The sequence below is a fragment of the Thermoactinomyces sp. DSM 45892 genome (assembly GCF_900107305.1).
GTDB lineage: Bacteria > Bacillota > Bacilli > Thermoactinomycetales > Thermoactinomycetaceae > Baia.
The window spans coordinates 11,689-27,597 of record NZ_FNPL01000023.1; the positions used below are offsets into that span (position 1 = coordinate 11,689).

Genomic DNA, 15,909 nt, shown 5'->3' on the forward strand with positions numbered 1-15,909 from the left:
TCAGGGGGAATGTGGTATACTTGCCCAAGCTACCAAACCACCAGCTTTTGTGGTTGAATTATGCTGGTTGGAGGAAAATGATGAAGAGACAAGTTGAATGTAAGCATACGAGCAAGAAAGTAGTAAGCATTAACTTAGATGCTAGCTTCTTTTTTGAACGTGCGTTAAAAATGTTAGATCGTAGACAATATGAAAAGGCTCTAAAATATTTCCGCCTTGCTACCGAAAAAGACCCTTCAAACCCAATTAACCACTGTAATCTAGCGGGGCTCCTTTCGGAGATGGGGAAATTTCAAGAGTCTAACGATATATTGGAGTGCGTAGTCCGTGAAGTCGATCCAAATCTCACCGAATGCTGGTTTTATCTGGCGAACAATGCTGTCAATATGGAGGAGTTCGAGCTGGCTGAGGACTACTTATTGGAGTATCTTGGACGGGACCCAGAAGGGGAGTTTGCGGAGGAGGCTGAAGAACTTCTCATGCTGATTTCCTATGAGTTAGGACGTCCAGCCAAAGAAGTGGTTCCGCTGTTCGGGGAGGCATATATCCAGAAGCACGAGTCAGCTAGACAACTCCTAGAAACAGGTATGTTTGTTCAAGCAACTGAGATGTTGCAAGAAATCATAGAAGAACATGCTGATTTTCTACCTGCACGTAATAATCTAGCACTAGCTTATTACTATATGGGTCAGATGGATTTAGCCTTCCGTACCGTCACGGAAGTGTTAGAGATGGAAGAAGATAACATCCATGCTCTTTGTAACTTAGCTGTTTTATGTAGCCATATTGGAAAAAAGGAAGAGTACGAACAATTGATCGAGATGCTACGTAATTTGATCCCTCTACAAAAGGATCAGGCATACAAGCTAGCGACCACGATGGGAATTTTAGGTGAGCATGAAGTGGCGTATGAATTGTTTATCCGGATTGCTCGCTTAGAAGATCGCCCCGATGCCACTTTATATCATGCTGCAGCGATTGCATCTTATCGTGTTGGTAAGCTAGATCGTGCCCGCTCTTTTTGGCATAAAGCAAAACAATTAGCTCCAGATTCAGAGGTTCCGTCTTTCTTTATAAATGCCTTGGACGGGGAAGATCCTAGCTTGCATTATGCGAGCTATCAGATGCAGCTTCCTTTCGAAGAACAGCTATTGCGCACTCCCATTACGGATACCAAACAGCTACAGCAACAGGTAAAAGAAAGCCCTCTTATTCGGTCCAGTCTACTATGGGGCTTAGAGCATGGTGAAGAGGATACAAAGTTGCAAGTGATTTATGCACTGGGAATGATCGAAGATGCTGAGTCGGAGAGGGCCCTTCGCTCTTTCTTACTGTGTCCAGATGAGCCAGATTGGTTAAAAGAGATTGCGATCTTGCAAATTCGTAAAATGAAACCAGATGCGTCCCTATCAGCCATTCTTCAAGGGAATGTACGATCTTATCAGCCGGACGAAGGGACTGATCTCTCTGGAAAGGTATGGAAGATTTGCTTGCCTCATTTAAAGGAAATGGGAGAGCGAATCGTGATGGCGATGGAGGATTTTTGGCGGGCTTGGTCTGTTCAGCCAAAATCGCAGATCATTCTTCAATCGGCTCGTAAACTAGAAGTGTGGGCCGCAGCGTTGGAGTATTGGGCTTCTAATCAATTGGATCATCCGCTATCTAAAACAAATGTTGCTCAAAAATACGGAATCTCTCCTTCCTCAATCACCAAGGCGATAAAGGAGTTTGACAAATACCCGATTACCTAAATGGAGGTTTTATCATGAAACAACTTCAGACAAACACATTCCCTGAGTTTATTACGGCAGGCCGAAAAGTAGTTGAATTTAGCGCTGATTGGTGCATTGATTGCGTTCGGATTGCACCCGATCTTCCGGAGATTGAGAGTACATTTTCTTCCACATTTGAATTTGCCATGATCGATGTGGATGAGTCGCAAGAAGTTGCACAGCAGTTTCAGGTAAAAGGAATCCCTACCTTTATCGTCTTTGAAAATGGGAAAGAAGTAGGGCGTCTTCCATCTCGCAACGCCAAGACGAGAGAGCAAGTTGTTAGCTTTTTACAAGAGTTGGAATAACCAGATCCATCTCTGGTCTAAAATTAGATGCAGATGCTTTCTCTGCGTCTTTTTTGTATACTTAACAACAAAGGGGGATGACCATGCCAAACAATGAACTACAATTAGTTGTCATCACAGGTATGTCCGGTGCTGGGAAGACGGTTGCGGTACAGAGTCTTGAAGATCTAGGCTATTTTTGTATCGATAACCTCCCCCCTATCTTGTTATCCAAGTTTGCTGAGCTTTTAGAGCAGACCAATGGAAGACTCCAGAAGGTTGCACTGGTGATTGACTTACGAGGGCGTGAATTTTTTAGTGCCTTAGTTGAATCATTGGAAGCATTAAAGGAATCAAAAGGTGTAAACTATCAAATCTTATTTCTCGAAGCAAACGATGAAACACTCGTTCGTCGATATAAATTAACACGTCGAACCCACCCGCTCTCTCCAGAGGGTACGGTTTTAGATGGAATTCTTCAGGAGCGAGAGTTACTGTGTGATCTAAGGGGTCGATCTCATCAAATCATTGATACGAGTAACCTGAAACCTACCGAATTAAAGGAAAAAATCGTTCATACGTATTCGGAGCAACATAACTCAGGATTAAACCTTAGCTTCATGTCTTTTGGTTTTAAGCACGGGATTCCCTTAGATGCGGATCTGGTATTCGATGTACGTTTTGTCCCAAATCCGTATTACGTTGAGTCCATGCGCGCTTTAACCGGGAAACAAAAAGAAGTGGCCGAATATGTGATGAAATGGGAAGAAACCAATCGCTTTTTGAACCAATTAAAAGAGATGTTGACATTTTTACTTCCTAAGTATGAAAAAGAAGGAAAGAGACAGCTCGTTGTCGGGATTGGGTGTACCGGTGGTCAGCACCGCTCTGTAGCAATGGCTGAGGCTCTTTATGAGGATTTTAAAGAGAATGAGCGTTGCCAAGTGCTCCATCGTGATATAGAGAAAGGCGGCTTCTAAATTGTCATCCAAAAGACCGAAAGTCGTGTGTATGGGTGGTGGAACGGGGCTCTCGGTCATATTGCGTGGTCTCAAGAAATTCCCTGTTGATATTACAGCCATTGTAACAGTAGCTGATGATGGGGGAAGCTCAGGTCGCCTGCGCACAGATCTTCAAATGCCTCCACCTGGGGATATTCGAAATGTATTAATCTCTCTTGCTGATACTGAACCTTTATTAGAAAGTGTATTTCAGTATCGTTTTCAGACAGGAGATGGACTGGCAGGGCATACATTGGGGAACTTGATGCTCGCTGCGATGAAAGAGATAACGGGGGATTTTACGACGGCCGTAAAAGAGCTTAGCAGAGTCTTTTCTGTCCGCGGTAGGGTTCTTCCGGCTAGTGTCCAAGATGTTACTCTCTGTGCTGAGATGACAGATGGAACCGTCGTAAAAGGGGAATCACAGATTCCAAACATAGGTAAAACCATTCGACGAGTCTACCTTGAACCTTCTTCACCCTTAGCTTTGGACGAAGCGATTGGAGCCATCTTAGAAGCGGATGGTGTGGTAATAGGTCCAGGTAGTCTTTATACTAGTATACTTCCAAATCTACTGGTAAAAGATATGGCGACGACCATTCGGAAATCCTCAGCGCTCAAAATTTATATCTGTAATATCATGACACAGTTAGGGGAAACAGATGGCTTTCACGCTAGCGATCATATTCGTGCCATCTATGATCATGTAGGGGAATCTTTTTTTGATGTAGCTATTTTAAATAATGAAGTTCCCCCTACTGTGATTCAGCAACAATACGCGAATCAAAATCAAACCATGGTTCTGCCCGATTTAGAGCTAGTTCATCAATTAGGCTGTCAACCACTGACTGATAATTTATTGTTATACCGTTCTGTTTTGCGACACGATGCAGAGCGTATTAGCCGCCACATCCTGCGCCTGATTCAAGAGCGCATGGCGTGATAAGAGCTAATAGGAAGGAATAACGATGTCATTTACCTCTGAAACGAAAAAAGAACTGACACAGATAGAGTCTGAGATCTGTTGTAAACGCGCGGAATTATCTGCGTTAGTCCGAATGAATGGTACGATTCATCTGAGGCCTAGGCATTTGGTGGTGGACATGGTCACAGAAAACCCTTCTACAGCACGCTATATGTTTACCTTAGTCAAAAGTATTTATCATCTTCAGCCGGAAGTATTGGTCCAACGAAAAGTTCGTTTGAAGAAGAATAATGTTTACTTAGTTCGTGTAACGCAGCGTGCTCAAGAAATCCTAGCGGACTTACAAATTTTGAAACCGAATACATGGGAGAGGATTGAAGGGATTTCACCGGCTCTCTTTGTAGATTCATGTTGCAAACGTGCCTATCTTCGAGGCGCATTTCTAGCATGTGGTTCCGTGAATAGTCCAGATAGTGCATCCTACCATCTAGAGATTATCTCTACCTATTACCAACATAGCTTAGCTTTATGTGAACTAATGAATGAGTTTCAATTGCACACGAAATTAATTGAACGAAAAAAGGGTTATGTTGTGTATATTAAAGAGGGAGACAAGATAGGTGAGTTTTTAAATGTCATCGGTGCCCACCCATCTCTTTTACATTTTGAGAATATCCGGATTTTAAAGGACATGCGAAATTCAGTCAATCGACTCGTGAATTGTGAAACCGCTAACTTAAACAAAACGATTTTAGCAGCAATGAGACAGAAGGAAAATATAGAGCTGATTGAGCGAGAGATGGGACTTGACCAATTGCCTGATCGTCTTCGAGAGATCGCAGAGGCTCGTCTCCAATATCCCGAAGTAAACCTTACAGAATTAGGACAACTTTTGCCTAAGCCGGTAAGTAAATCAGCTGTCAATCACCGTCTTCGTAAACTGGATGAGATTGCCCAGCAACTAAAAGAAGAATAGAGAATAATGGGAGGAAAAGATAAAATGGCTGTTGAGAAAAAAGTGATGGTTCAACTTGAAACAGGCTTACATGCACGTCCTGCGGCTTACTTTGTCCAAGAAGCAAATAAGTACGCTTCTCAAGTATTTATCGAAAAAGAAGGTCGCAAGGTAAACGCCAAAAGCATTATGGGGGTAATGAGTTTAGCTGTTGCGAAAGGAACAGAGATTATGATCAGTGCCGAAGGGTCCGATGAAGAAAAAGCAGTGGAGGCACTTGCCGCGATCGTTATGAAAACGGAGTAGATTAGATAAAAAGAACCCAAGCACTTTTGTGTGTCCAAGGGTTCTTTTTTTTGCTTACGTTTGATTGGTTGAAGTAATCACTTTGTCGATCAATCCGTAATCTAGAGCTTCTTGCGCTGACATAAAGTTGTCGCGATCGGTGTCTCTCTCGATCTTTTTAAGAGACTGACCTGTAAACTCAGCAAGTTTATGATTTAGTTGGTCACGCATTTTGAGGATTCGGCGTGCCCTGATTTCGATATCACTCGCCTGACCCTGTGCGCCACCAAGTGGTTGGTGAATCATCACTTCACTATTTGGCAGAGCATATCGTTTTCCCTTTGCCCCAGCAGAAAGCAAGAAAGCCCCCATTGATGCCGCCATACCGATACAGATCGTAGATACATCCGGTTTTACAAATTGCATCGTATCATAGATTGCCATCCCTGCTGTAATCGAACCACCGGGTGAATTGATATATAAGTGAATATCTTTGTCCGGATCGTCCGCTTGCAAGAAAAGCAACTGTGCTACAATCGCGTTTGCTACTTGGTCATCTACTTGACTACCTAGTAGAATGATGCGGTCTTTTAGCAAGCGAGAATATATGTCGTAAGAGCGCTCTCCACGAGATGTCTGTTCCACAACAATCGGTACTAAATTCATCCGAAGCCACTCCTTATGTAAAGAAAAAATTGGATTTCAATACCTATATCATAACCTAAAGGTCAAAAAAGGTCAAATAAAATCAATAAAAAAGTACAATACTAATTCTGGTAGTGTTTTTTCAAGGTTGTAACGGATAGGTTGCGGGCAGATGCGCTCATAACTAGCTGTACTTTGTATTCATTCTCTTGTCATACTAAGTGATACGAGATAGTAAGCAGTTAGCATATCCAAAGTGGAAAGGATTTTTTGACAATTTGTTTATAGTAGGCTTACTTTTATTAGTGACGAAATTGATTATAATGGCTTTAAATCGGTTTGCAGGTACAGATATCACCATCCTGAAGGAAATACCATACCTTTCTAATTTCTTGCCGTTAGTTCTTATGGTAGTAGGTGGGGTAGGATCTGACCAATTGAAAAAGAAATATGTGGAGTAATCGTTAAAATCATATTGGTGGAGGGTCTGATCTTATGAAAAAATGGATGATTCGGGTTGCGCTTACCCTTGCTATTTTAGTTATAGTTGCGTATGGACTATTTCAACTGTCTAAATCTAGAACCTATCAACTATTTGGAGAGCTAACCGACAGGGTTAATACCAATGAAAAAGTGGTAGCCCTGACCTTAGATGATGGACCGACCGAAAAGACTGACGAAGTACTAAAGATTCTCAAAGAGGCGGACGTGAAAGCTACTTTTTTTGTGACAGGAGCAGAGTTGCAACAACGCCCAGAAGAAGGTAAAAAGATGGTTCAAGCGGGTCATGAATTAGGCAACCACTCATACTCACACACTCGCATGGTATTAAAATCACCTAGCTTTATTAAGAATGAGATTGAGAAGACAGATCAGCTCATTCGAGATGCAGGTTACAAAGGGGAGATCCTATTTCGGCCTCCTAATGGAAAGAAGTTACTATTGTTGCCGTATTATCTAAGCCAGCATAACCGAAAAACGATTATGTGGGATATTGAACCAGATTCTTATGCAGACATCGGTTCAAATTCAGATAAAATAGTGCAACATGTAAAAGAGAATGTAAAGCCGGGATCGATTATCATCTTGCATGTTATGTATAAGAGCAGAGAGGAATCACTGAAATCGATAAAAGGGATCGTAGAGTCTCTGCGAGAGCAAGGCTATACATTTAAGACGGTCTCCGAACTACTAGCTGAGAAAAAGTAATGTGAATGAAACTCAAAAGAATTACCTAGTAAACAATCATTTTACTAGGTAATTCTTTTGAGTTGTGTAGAAGAAAATCACCTTCGTTAAATTAATACTGTGGTTTTTCACGGAACCATAGTGTAGCAATCCATTTTTCGCCCTCGCCTACTGGTTGCCCTGCATGCATCGAATGTTCATTTGGAACATTGGTTCCTCTTATGCAATTTTCAAAGAATAGAACATTACTCTCGCGAGGAGTAAATTTGAGATCTAGATAGTCAAAAGTAGTCTCTCCACCTTCTAAAACATCATTTAAATAGAGGATTGCTGTAAACATCCGTTGTCCACCTGAATCTACTTGATTTTTTCCATATTCAGTATGAACATTATAAGTATCATGATGAAAATGGAATTGCCCCCCAGGCTGATATGTTGCTACTTGCAGCGGCTCCGAATGATTGAGTTGCTTATCTACAAGTACAGCAACTCGTGTGCATACATTAGAGAATATTAAGTCATAGTAATGATTGATCCAGGTATAGTCTGATGTACGTTCTGGTCCATGCCCGTAAGATTGAGCCGGAATAATATGTTGCTTTGCGATCTCAATAATATGTTTACATTCATCTGGGGTTATCACTTGCTCATAAAGGGATACCAAAGGATCGTTCTGTAGAATAGTTAAATTTGTAGTCAAACCTGTCAATACAACCACCTCCGTGTATGTTTTTTATCTATTGCGGTAATAAGAATGATTCGTTTAATAAAAATTATGTATTTGTAGTCTAAGATAGTAGTCGTCGATCTATATTCCGTTGTTATCAAGAACAGGACCTTCCCAAGATTATGCCGATTTGGTAAGAAAAAACAAAATCCCACATGTTCGCTTTCACGACTTACGATACAGTCACGCAACATTGGAGAGATTGGGACACTCAACCATTACCATCGCGATGGACACTGATTCTCATGTAATGCCAATTATGCAAAAGGAGGCAACATCGAAGCTAGATGACTTCTTGTTTGGACAAGGCGGGTGAGTTGGATGTTAGAAATCTGTTAGAAATCCCATAGTTTCCTCATAACAAAAAGTACCCTCAACCATACTAACACCAAGCGTGCCAACATGTTTGAGGGTACTCTATTCTACGCGCCTAATAGGATTCGAACCTATGCACTTGGTTCCAGAGACCAACGGTTCCACCAGAAACCTTGTGCGTAGCGATAAATGCTTATGTATCAACCGTTCTGCTAATCGAAGCCTTACGTAGACAGGCGCATGTTTTCTAATCTGCCAATGGTTTCGTGATTAAACAGCTTGTTTTCTCCATTAGTATATCGGAAACGTTATAATGAGAGCAACACAGGATAATCCATTATTTCGAAGTCTTGAATATATATTGGAGCAACCCGATCCATGTAAGGTCTATTTGACACGGCACTAAAGAATAACTGTACAATGCGAGCGAGGTGCTATATGTGGATAAAAAGAATATACAGTATCTGTTGCTAAGTAGCCTTACGAGTTCGATAATAGCATTCATATTCCCCTTTCTATTTATAACAGCCGTAATCGGTAGCTACTATGTTGCCTATTGTCTCGGTATGAATATGGGATACAATCATCAAGGCGAAGAATACACGATGTTAGCAGTCTTTCTTCCGGCAACGATCATTCTATTGGCAATTGTATGCTTCCTCGTATATATAAATAAGCGTATTTACGGTAAGGCTCGGTTGTCACTTACTTCGTTTATCTTCGTGCAACTTGTCGTCTTTCTTGGCATCTTGGTACTAGTCGCCTATACATTGTATGATCCGTTTCACATCATGGATTTACTCAATGCACAGATGTAAACAGAAGGGGAATCCCCAGTAAAATCCGTATACATATTGTAAACTCTGTGCTTAACAGATAATTATTACGAGTATCTACGTATGCATTAGCTTACAAAAAAGTAAGTTACTGCATTCACTTCCTTAGCGATATGGACGGCGATTTCCAAATTCAAGGGGGGAGTTTTTTATTATCGAATATGTCGGATGATGACATTAAACTGACTCCCCAAAGTTGAGTGCATTGAATCAAAGCTACTATGCAGGCAAACCGATACATCCACAGTTGGATGCACCGTATACAATGGTTATTTACGGTCATGGGACATTGCTTATATATCCTGCATATCGTTCTTTTTAGTGCAGTCATTAAATTTGTACCTATGCTGTTCCTTTTAACTAACAAGATTAAGTATATAAGCCAATATTAACGATGTTGTTCTTTGACATCGTAATCTTTTATGTCTTGCTGTTGTATGTTAGTAATTTAATCCATGTCATGTCTACTTTACATGGTTCTTTAGATTCGAAATGAAACCTTAATCAAAAGATGAAGTGATTACCGTCGCCTAAAAGACAGGCTCCGGTTATATTTGGTTGTCTAGTTCCATGTTGATGATGAAAATGATTAGCAATGCAGTCTACTTAGTAATTGCAGAGCCGAAAAGGTAATGCAGGCGGTAGCCTAGTACTTAGTGTTCTTATAGGTGTGGGGCGTAACGAATAGTAATAGAAGATAAAGAATGTTTTTCCCACCTGAACCGTCACCAGACCTTTGATACCAAGAGATACAGCAAATTTGAATGGTGCAGTTATTTTCCGCAAGATAGGGGGTTTTGGTGCAATTATTTTCCGCTAGTTACGTCAGATAGCTTAATATCTAACTCTAGAGATCTCTTTATATCCATCTTTAATTAACTTTCCGTCCCCTTTTAATTTTGTATATGGTAGGAGATTCATAACTACTCCTAACTCATGTAGCTCTAGTTTCTTTGATAACTCCTGTATCGGCTTATGGAAACAAGCGATCCAATTACGTGAACGTTGTCGGTCTCTATATTCTTCTATTTTTAGTTTCTTTTTGTATCCTTCGGCTTGATTGATATTCTGTAATCGATATTCTTGCTTAGATATCATCTCGCCTGTTTCTCCATCAATGTAAACGTCTTTGTTCATCGTGATCCCCTACTTTCATGAAATATAACTTACACTTCACTAAGCGTAAAAATAGGGGGAAACAGGACATTTTTTTATATACTCTTTTTTAATTTGATAATTTACACATCAATTATTTTTGATGTATAATTAGATCAAGAAAAGTTGATGGGAATAAACTTCATCTCATCATCTAAGAATAGGAGAGAGATAACTATGGGATTCAAGCCACATTTTGCTATTAATGTCAAAGATTTAGAGAGGTCAATTTCTTTCTACACGAATCTTTTTGGAGTACCACCTGTAAAAGTCAAACCAAGGTATGCTAAATTCGATGTACAAAACCCGGCACTTAACTTCACCTTGAATGAAGGTGGGGAGGTGACAGGAGGAATCAATCATTTTGGTATTCAAGTTGCCTCAACTCAAGAAGTATTACAAGCAAAAGGAAGACTGCAACAATCGGGATTAGTTACCTTTGATGAGATGAATACGAATTGTTGTTATGCGAGACAAGATAAAATATGGGTAACAAGCCCAGACGGTCACCCATGGGAAGTCTTTACGGTCCTAGAAGATATAGAACAAAATGAGGATCTTACTACTTGTTGTCCGGCAGAGGAACAAAAAGAAGAAACATCTTGTGGATGTCCTGAGTAATCAATGCATGGAGGTAAACTGGATGACTCTTACTACGGAACAAATAGCTATCATCGCAAAAGCTTTGAGTGATCCCATTCGGCTTCGCATTTTGGATCTCGTTCAAGCGGGATATGATCAATTATCTACATCTCCTCCAGTGGCTTGTTGCATTGGAGGGGTTTGTGTTTGTGATATTCAGGATGCCTTGGACATGGCACAATCGAAAGTCTCCTATCACCTAAGAGAACTTAAACAAGCATCCTTGCTTCATGAAACGAAACAAGGCAAATGGAATTTTTATTCGATTAATATGGATACCCTACAAGCTTTTCAAAGGGCGATAGCAGATCGTTACGTTACAGATTATGAGGTTGTAGCAAATGGATGCTGTTTACCAAATGCGATGATAAGTAACAAGGAATCACGGAACGGATCACCACTCTAGGCAAAACTGAAAACATAGGAAAAAAGGAGTGACTTTTAAGTCGCTCCCCTTTTTTATGGGATTCGAATTTATAGTTGCTCATCTTTGGCGAACTTTTGAATTCGATCCTCAATATCATTTCTAACACGTTGGAATACGTTCCAAACCTCTTTTTCAGTTCCCTGAGCACGTGCTGGATCATCAAATCCCCAGTGGGTACGTTGAACATGTGAAGGAGTTATCGGGCAGTTATCATTGGCATCACCACAAAGAGTGATAACATAATCTGCTCTACTTAGTAGGGCTGGATTGATGATGTCAGAAGTTTGATTAGAGATGTCTATGCCTACCTCTGCCATTGCTCTCACCGCTTTTGGATTTAATCCATGTGTCTCGATTCCAGCACTGTAAACGTCAAATCGTTCACCTAAGTATTTTTTGCCGAATCCTTCTGCCATTTGGCTACGACAAGAGTTACCTGTGCATAGAAAGTAGATCAGTTTCTTTTTGCTCATATCTAAGACTCCTTATGATTCTACTGTTGTTGAAAGTATTTTTGTCTAAACCAGAAAGCAACATTCACCAAGCCAATGAGTACGGGTACTTCAACAAGAGGTCCGATGACAGCCGCAAAAGCTACTCCTGAATGAATTCCAAAAACCCCAATAGCTACTGCAATTGCTAGTTCAAAGTTATTGCTCGCAGCCGTAAAGGAGAGAGAAACTGTTTTCGAATAGTCCGCTCCCACTTTCTTCCCCATATAAAAGGAAACGAGAAACATGACTACAAAGTAAATAAATAGTGGAATTGCTATTTGTACGACATCAAGGGGTAATTGTAGAACTAGGTCGCCTTTTAGCGAGAACATGACAATAATAGTGAACAGTAAGGCAATTAATGTGATCGGACTAATCACGGGAACAAATCTTGTTTCGTACCATTCAAGTCCTTTGGCTTTAACCAAGGTAAAACGGGTAATCATGCCAGCAAAGAAAGGAATGCCTAAATAAATCAACACACTTTCAGCCACTTGACCCATCGTGATATTTACGACAGCACTCTCTAGGCCCAACCATTTAGGCACTACCGTAACAAAAAAGTAAGCAAATACGGAATAGAAAAGAATTTGAAAGATAGAATTAAAAGCTACTAATCCAGCAGCATACTCACGATTTCCTTTCGCTAAATCATTCCAAACAATCACCATTGCAATACACCGGGCTAATCCAATGAGAATGAGTCCAACCATGTATTCGGGTTGATCTCTGAGAAACAAGATGGCTAATACAAACATCAAAATAGGACCGATGATCCAGTTTTGGATTAGCGATAATGCGAGGATTTTAATGTTACGGAAGACCTGCCCAAGTTCTTCATAACGAACTTTAGCTAGTGGAGGATACATCATCAGGATTAATCCAATAGCAATAGGGATGGAAGTCGTTCCAGCTTGGAATTCAGTCAATGTCTTGACCATACTAGGAAATAAATAGCCTGACCCAATTCCTATACCCATAGCAAGGAAAATCCATAAGGTTAAATACCGATCTAAAAAAGAGAGCTTTCTCATAATTCCACTCATCGAATCAAACCTTTCGTTTCATGATAGATGAATGTAGATGATGGTTCAAAATTAGTTACAAAGAACTCTGAGTCCCTTCTTCTTTAACTCTTCTATCTCATTTCGTACATCGGGAAATGTCTGTACAATCGATTCAAAGAATGGATAGATGGAGCCGTCTAAGGAATAAAATATCCACTGCCCATTACGCCGCTCTCTTACCAGTTTTGCTGTTTTAAGCTTTCTCATATGTTGTGAGACAGCAGGTTGCGTGATTTGAAGAACCTCCACGATCTCACAGACACATAACTCTTCTACTTTTAATAGGGAGAGAATGTGTAATCGGGTCTTATCCCCTAGAGCCTTATGACATTCAGCCAATTGATCCCAATCCAACATGTATTCATCACCTCATTCATATATAAGCATATCCTTATATAGCTTGTCAAAGAATAGTATAATCTCAAGTAGATACGAAGATTTTTGTAAGCGCCTTTTTAACTAAAAACGTACATTTATTTTGCTGAATCTATTGGCCTAAGCTAAATAACCCGATAAACTATGGATGTGATAAAAAATCGCACATTCAAAATAGCTATTTTAAAGGAGTTATAAGCATGGCAGATAAACTAGCTAATCAAATCAAAGACGTTCAACCAATACGAGATTTACAGAAATCGATGATATGAAATGGGCATTACGGAAGTTTTGTAGCGAACGGGATTATATACTATTCGTCATAGGGATCAATACGGGGTTACGGTGTGGTGATTTATTAAAGCTCAAGGTGTCGGATGTACGAAAGAAGAAACGTGTTCTAGTCCGTGAAGGGAAGACGAAGACACGAACTATTCATCTAGACAATATATACGACGAGATACAAGACTATATAAAGGGTATAGATTCTAAGTGGTTATTTCCTAGCTGTAAAGGGGACAAGCCCATTACAACAACACAGGCATACAGACAGTTACAGAAGGCGGCAGATATGGCAGAGGTGGATTCTATCGGCACTCATACGATGAGGAAGACGTTCGGTTACTGGTACTACAAGCAGACGAAGGACGTAGCGAAATTACAGATGATCTTGAATCATTCGCATCCTTCGATCACTTTAAGATACATTGGAATTACGAATGAAGAGATCGAAAATGATTTATTGTCATTTAAGCTATAGATGAACGAAAGACGGTGCCCTAATTAAAAGGTATCTGTCTATTTTTGTTCCCCCCAAAGCCTCCCTCTTTCTATCATTGCAACCAACAGGCATAGATTACGTAACATATTTTTGAACTCAGGTAGGTAGTTAATTAAAGAGTGTTATATTTTGTTGACCACCTTCAATTAATTAGATAGAGTAGGGGAATATTGAGAAAAGGTGGATAATATGCAACCTATCATAACTCATCCATGGGATTTAGACGAAAAATCAGCTTTGGAGATTCAAGAAAGTTTGTCGCGATTGGTAACTACAAATGATCAATTTGACAATATTCATTTTATCGCTGGTGTTGATGTTGCTTATTGTGATCATAAAGACACACTTGTTGCAGCGGTTGTAATTTTAGATAGTGACTCACTAAATATAGTAGAGTCAGTCGTTATTGAAGATAAATGCTATTTCCCTTATATCCCAGGTCTATTTTCATTTAGAGAAATTCCCCCTGTTACAAAAGCCCTGAATCTATTAAAAATTAAGCCTGACCTTTTTGTCTGTGATGGACATGGTTTAGCACATCCGAGACGTTTTGGACTAGCATGCCATTTGGGAGTTCTATACGACACTCCGTCTATTGGGTGTGGTAAAACAAGATTAATAGGGGAATTTGGGAATTTGGGAGAAAAAAGAGGCGATTACTCACCTCTTTTGGATAATGATGAAGTGGTAGGACATGTTTTACGAACTCAGGACAATATAAAGCCTGTTTTTGTTTCGATTGGTAATAAAATCTCACTGACTACTGCTAGCGATTGGATTTTAAAAGTTACTCCGAAATATCGGCTTCCAGAAACTACAAGGCAAGCCGATCAACTTGTTCGGAAGAGCTTGAGGATTTAAGCAGATCTGCTCTATGTGTCTTGTTGGGACCACCTTTTTTCAACTAATTCATACTTGTGAATCATTGTTTTTTCAAACTCATTAGGCTCTTGTTTTAAATTAATTAAATTCCCGTTCCGATCCCACTCACGAAAATGAATATAAAAACTAAACTTACAATCCGCAATTGATTTTATTAAACCATTCTCAAACCAGACAAATTCCCTCCCGTTAATTGTGCCCTTATCCATGTCTCTATAGGAGCTAACAGTCTTGTCTTGATAGAATTCAACTGTTATGCCATGTGGGATCCCATTATCATAAAAACTATAGTATGCAAGTGAACCATTAGGATATTTCTCGTATAACAATCCTGAGAAGACTGAGCCACCTTCTTCCATTGGTTTAGTAAAAACCTGTTGGCCAAATTCACCTGAGAAGCATACTTCACCTTCAAATTCTGTCCCTATTTTTATAACCTCTGACTGAGTCAGAATGTTTAAATCGTCAATATGGATTTCTTCCATGGTTTTCACCTCTGTCAATTGGTAACAACAAAAAAGTCTTGAAGTATATGTGAGCAATGTGGGCACATTGGAAACGGATCGCCTAACGGTTTTACAGTTCCTCCCGATTTAACTACATAAGTCATTAAATCCTTTGGATTTGCTCCATCGAGTAATGCTTTGTTAATTGCATAGACTTCAGCATGTGAACCAGATCCGTGTGTCTTGATATAGGAATCTTTCACCATGCTGGGCATACCTGTAATTTTCGAGTCGATTAATGGATGTAATTCCTTTGGTATTTTTCCTGTCATATCATTTATTGCGGTATAGTACTTTCCGGATTTCTTATCGAATGTAGCTGCAACTGCTGCCCCTAGTTGTTTCTTGGTTAAACCTGAATTTTTTAATGCTGATGCTTCATCATTTACGTATTTCACTAAGCTGTCTAGTTCCTGTTTAGAGAACCCTCTACTTTTTAATATATCATCATTTACACCTTTAGGAAGGATCGTCTCATCAAGGGCCTGTGAACTATTTCCGCCTTCGCCTTTAACAAACCAATTTAGGAAGTCGCCAAACTTAGTATCTCCGATCGTTTCATTAGCGAAACTTTGAAAGGTTGATCCATCGACGGTCTGCACGACTGTCTTAGCGAAAGGGTTTGGAAGGTCATTAATAAAGTT

General features: G+C 40.0%; 20 protein-coding genes and 2 pseudogenes. 14 read left to right on the plus strand and 8 right to left on the minus strand.

All coding sequences use genetic code 11. The annotated features are described in order from the left end of the window. Positions 1–80: 80 nt before the first annotated feature. The 6 genes from BLU58_RS15140 to BLU58_RS15165 all read left to right on the plus strand — a co-directional run bounded on the left by BLU58_RS15140 (position 81) and on the right by BLU58_RS15165 (position 5,246). A complete protein-coding gene (locus tag BLU58_RS15140; RefSeq protein ID WP_093293506.1) occupies positions 81–1,751 on the plus strand; it encodes a tetratricopeptide repeat protein in 1,671 nt (556 codons plus the stop codon). A gap of 14 nt (positions 1,752–1,765) precedes the next feature. Further along, complete coding sequence (locus tag BLU58_RS15145; protein ID WP_093293509.1) at positions 1,766–2,080, plus strand: thioredoxin family protein; 315 nt, start codon at positions 1,766–1,768, stop codon at positions 2,078–2,080. 77 nt (positions 2,081–2,157) lie between these two features. Further along, complete coding sequence (gene rapZ / locus BLU58_RS15150; protein ID WP_093293511.1) at positions 2,158–3,039, plus strand: RNase adapter RapZ; 882 nt, start codon at positions 2,158–2,160, stop codon at positions 3,037–3,039. Between the two features lie 31 nt (positions 3,040–3,070). Continuing rightward, the gene (yvcK, locus tag BLU58_RS15155; RefSeq protein WP_093293545.1) at positions 3,071–4,003 is read left to right on the plus strand and encodes a gluconeogenesis factor YvcK family protein; all 933 of its coding nucleotides are present in this window, start codon (positions 3,071–3,073) and stop codon (positions 4,001–4,003) included. A 25-nt stretch (positions 4,004–4,028) separates the two neighbouring features. Continuing rightward, entirely contained in the window at positions 4,029–4,961 is a 933-nt protein-coding gene (gene whiA / locus BLU58_RS15160; protein ID WP_093293514.1) for a DNA-binding protein WhiA, read from the plus strand. Positions 4,962–4,985: 24 nt separating this feature from the next. Continuing rightward, positions 4,986–5,246: an HPr family phosphocarrier protein gene (locus BLU58_RS15165; protein ID WP_093293548.1), complete on the plus strand. Its 261-nt coding sequence runs from the start codon at positions 4,986–4,988 to the stop codon at positions 5,244–5,246. Between the two features lie 54 nt (positions 5,247–5,300). On the opposite strand, the gene clpP is transcribed toward BLU58_RS15165, so the two are convergent. After that, positions 5,301–5,891: an ATP-dependent Clp endopeptidase proteolytic subunit ClpP gene (clpP, locus tag BLU58_RS15170; protein WP_072331300.1), complete on the minus strand. Its 591-nt coding sequence runs from the start codon at positions 5,889–5,891 to the stop codon at positions 5,301–5,303. 200 nt (positions 5,892–6,091) lie between these two features. On the opposite strand from clpP, the pseudogene BLU58_RS17335 reads away from it, so the two are divergent. Further along, positions 6,092–6,331: pseudogene (locus BLU58_RS17335) on the plus strand (transcriptional regulator); the annotation flags it as partial. Positions 6,332–6,365: 34 nt separating this feature from the next. After that, entirely contained in the window at positions 6,366–7,079 is a 714-nt protein-coding gene (locus tag BLU58_RS15180; protein WP_093293517.1) for a polysaccharide deacetylase family protein, read from the plus strand. A 91-nt stretch (positions 7,080–7,170) separates the two neighbouring features. Here the strand turns inward: BLU58_RS15180 and BLU58_RS15185 are convergent, their stop codons facing one another. After that, the gene (locus BLU58_RS15185; RefSeq protein ID WP_255404744.1) at positions 7,171–7,767 is read right to left on the minus strand and encodes a prolyl hydroxylase family protein; all 597 of its coding nucleotides are present in this window, start codon (positions 7,765–7,767) and stop codon (positions 7,171–7,173) included. Between the two features lie 148 nt (positions 7,768–7,915). Here BLU58_RS15185 and BLU58_RS15190 point away from each other — a divergent pair, with 148 nt between their 5' ends. Together BLU58_RS15190 and BLU58_RS15195 are read left to right on the plus strand one after the other, a co-directional pair. Beyond that, on the plus strand, positions 7,916–8,101 hold the full coding sequence (locus BLU58_RS15190) for a site-specific integrase (protein ID WP_093293519.1): 186 nt from the start codon (positions 7,916–7,918) through the stop codon (positions 8,099–8,101). A 439-nt stretch (positions 8,102–8,540) separates the two neighbouring features. Then, entirely contained in the window at positions 8,541–8,918 is a 378-nt protein-coding gene (locus tag BLU58_RS15195; RefSeq protein ID WP_093293522.1) for a hypothetical protein, read from the plus strand. Positions 8,919–9,770: 852 nt separating this feature from the next. Here BLU58_RS15195 and BLU58_RS15200 read toward each other — a convergent pair. Continuing rightward, positions 9,771–10,073, minus strand: coding sequence for a hypothetical protein (locus BLU58_RS15200; RefSeq protein WP_093293524.1), 303 nt, complete (start codon positions 10,071–10,073; stop codon positions 9,771–9,773). 195 nt (positions 10,074–10,268) lie between these two features. Here BLU58_RS15200 and BLU58_RS15205 point away from each other — a divergent pair, with 195 nt between their 5' ends. After that, on the plus strand, positions 10,269–10,712 hold the full coding sequence (locus tag BLU58_RS15205) for an ArsI/CadI family heavy metal resistance metalloenzyme (protein WP_093293527.1): 444 nt from the start codon (positions 10,269–10,271) through the stop codon (positions 10,710–10,712). 22 nt (positions 10,713–10,734) lie between these two features. Further along, a complete protein-coding gene (locus BLU58_RS15210) occupies positions 10,735–11,139 on the plus strand; it encodes an ArsR/SmtB family transcription factor (RefSeq protein WP_093293529.1) in 405 nt (134 codons plus the stop codon). 68 nt (positions 11,140–11,207) lie between these two features. On the opposite strand, the gene arsC is transcribed toward BLU58_RS15210, so the two are convergent. The 3 genes from arsC to BLU58_RS15225 form a co-directional block, all read right to left on the minus strand. Next, entirely contained in the window at positions 11,208–11,633 is a 426-nt protein-coding gene (gene arsC, locus BLU58_RS15215; RefSeq protein WP_093293532.1) for an arsenate reductase (thioredoxin), read from the minus strand. Positions 11,634–11,653: 20 nt separating this feature from the next. Beyond that, a complete protein-coding gene (gene arsB / locus BLU58_RS15220) occupies positions 11,654–12,688 on the minus strand; it encodes an ACR3 family arsenite efflux transporter (protein ID WP_093293534.1) in 1,035 nt (344 codons plus the stop codon). Positions 12,689–12,751: 63 nt separating this feature from the next. Beyond that, the gene (locus BLU58_RS15225; RefSeq protein ID WP_093293537.1) at positions 12,752–13,078 is read right to left on the minus strand and encodes an ArsR/SmtB family transcription factor; all 327 of its coding nucleotides are present in this window, start codon (positions 13,076–13,078) and stop codon (positions 12,752–12,754) included. A gap of 218 nt (positions 13,079–13,296) precedes the next feature. Between BLU58_RS15225 and BLU58_RS15230 the strand changes: the two are divergent. Both BLU58_RS15230 and nfi read left to right on the plus strand, forming a co-directional pair. Beyond that, positions 13,297–13,856: pseudogene (locus BLU58_RS15230) on the plus strand (tyrosine-type recombinase/integrase). Between the two features lie 210 nt (positions 13,857–14,066). Then, positions 14,067–14,738, plus strand: coding sequence for a deoxyribonuclease V (gene nfi / locus BLU58_RS15235; RefSeq protein ID WP_093293540.1), 672 nt, complete (start codon positions 14,067–14,069; stop codon positions 14,736–14,738). A gap of 11 nt (positions 14,739–14,749) precedes the next feature. Here nfi and BLU58_RS15240 read toward each other — a convergent pair whose 3' ends face one another. Together BLU58_RS15240 and BLU58_RS15245 are read right to left on the minus strand one after the other, a co-directional pair. Next, positions 14,750–15,244: a toxin-antitoxin system YwqK family antitoxin gene (locus BLU58_RS15240; RefSeq protein ID WP_093293543.1), complete on the minus strand. Its 495-nt coding sequence runs from the start codon at positions 15,242–15,244 to the stop codon at positions 14,750–14,752. Positions 15,245–15,258: 14 nt separating this feature from the next. Next, the coding region (locus tag BLU58_RS15245; RefSeq protein WP_255404745.1) for a YwqJ-related putative deaminase at positions 15,259–15,909 on the minus strand (651 nt) is incomplete at its 5' end.

Coding starts and splice junctions, on each gene's coding strand:
- BLU58_RS15180 (WP_093293517.1), top strand. CDS start 6,366: ATGAAAAAATGGATGATTCGGGTTGCGCTTACCCTTGCTATTTTAGTT.
- BLU58_RS15205 (WP_093293527.1), top strand. CDS start 10,269: ATGGGATTCAAGCCACATTTTGCTATTAATGTCAAAGATTTAGAGAGG.
- BLU58_RS15140 (WP_093293506.1), top strand. CDS start 81: ATGAAGAGACAAGTTGAATGTAAGCATACGAGCAAGAAAGTAGTAAGC.
- arsB (WP_093293534.1), bottom strand. CDS start 12,688: ATGAGAAAGCTCTCTTTTTTAGATCGGTATTTAACCTTATGGATTTTC.
- nfi (WP_093293540.1), top strand. CDS start 14,067: ATGCAACCTATCATAACTCATCCATGGGATTTAGACGAAAAATCAGCT.
- BLU58_RS15210 (WP_093293529.1), top strand. CDS start 10,735: ATGACTCTTACTACGGAACAAATAGCTATCATCGCAAAAGCTTTGAGT.
- BLU58_RS15145 (WP_093293509.1), top strand. CDS start 1,766: ATGAAACAACTTCAGACAAACACATTCCCTGAGTTTATTACGGCAGGC.
- BLU58_RS15225 (WP_093293537.1), bottom strand. CDS start 13,078: ATGTTGGATTGGGATCAATTGGCTGAATGTCATAAGGCTCTAGGGGAT.
- BLU58_RS15165 (WP_093293548.1), top strand. CDS start 4,986: ATGGCTGTTGAGAAAAAAGTGATGGTTCAACTTGAAACAGGCTTACAT.
- clpP (WP_072331300.1), bottom strand. CDS start 5,891: ATGAATTTAGTACCGATTGTTGTGGAACAGACATCTCGTGGAGAGCGC.
- rapZ (WP_093293511.1), top strand. CDS start 2,158: ATGACCATGCCAAACAATGAACTACAATTAGTTGTCATCACAGGTATG.
- yvcK (WP_093293545.1), top strand. CDS start 3,071: ATGGGTGGTGGAACGGGGCTCTCGGTCATATTGCGTGGTCTCAAGAAA.
- BLU58_RS15200 (WP_093293524.1), bottom strand. CDS start 10,073: ATGAACAAAGACGTTTACATTGATGGAGAAACAGGCGAGATGATATCT.
- arsC (WP_093293532.1), bottom strand. CDS start 11,633: ATGAGCAAAAAGAAACTGATCTACTTTCTATGCACAGGTAACTCTTGT.
- BLU58_RS15240 (WP_093293543.1), bottom strand. CDS start 15,244: ATGGAAGAAATCCATATTGACGATTTAAACATTCTGACTCAGTCAGAG.
- whiA (WP_093293514.1), top strand. CDS start 4,029: ATGTCATTTACCTCTGAAACGAAAAAAGAACTGACACAGATAGAGTCT.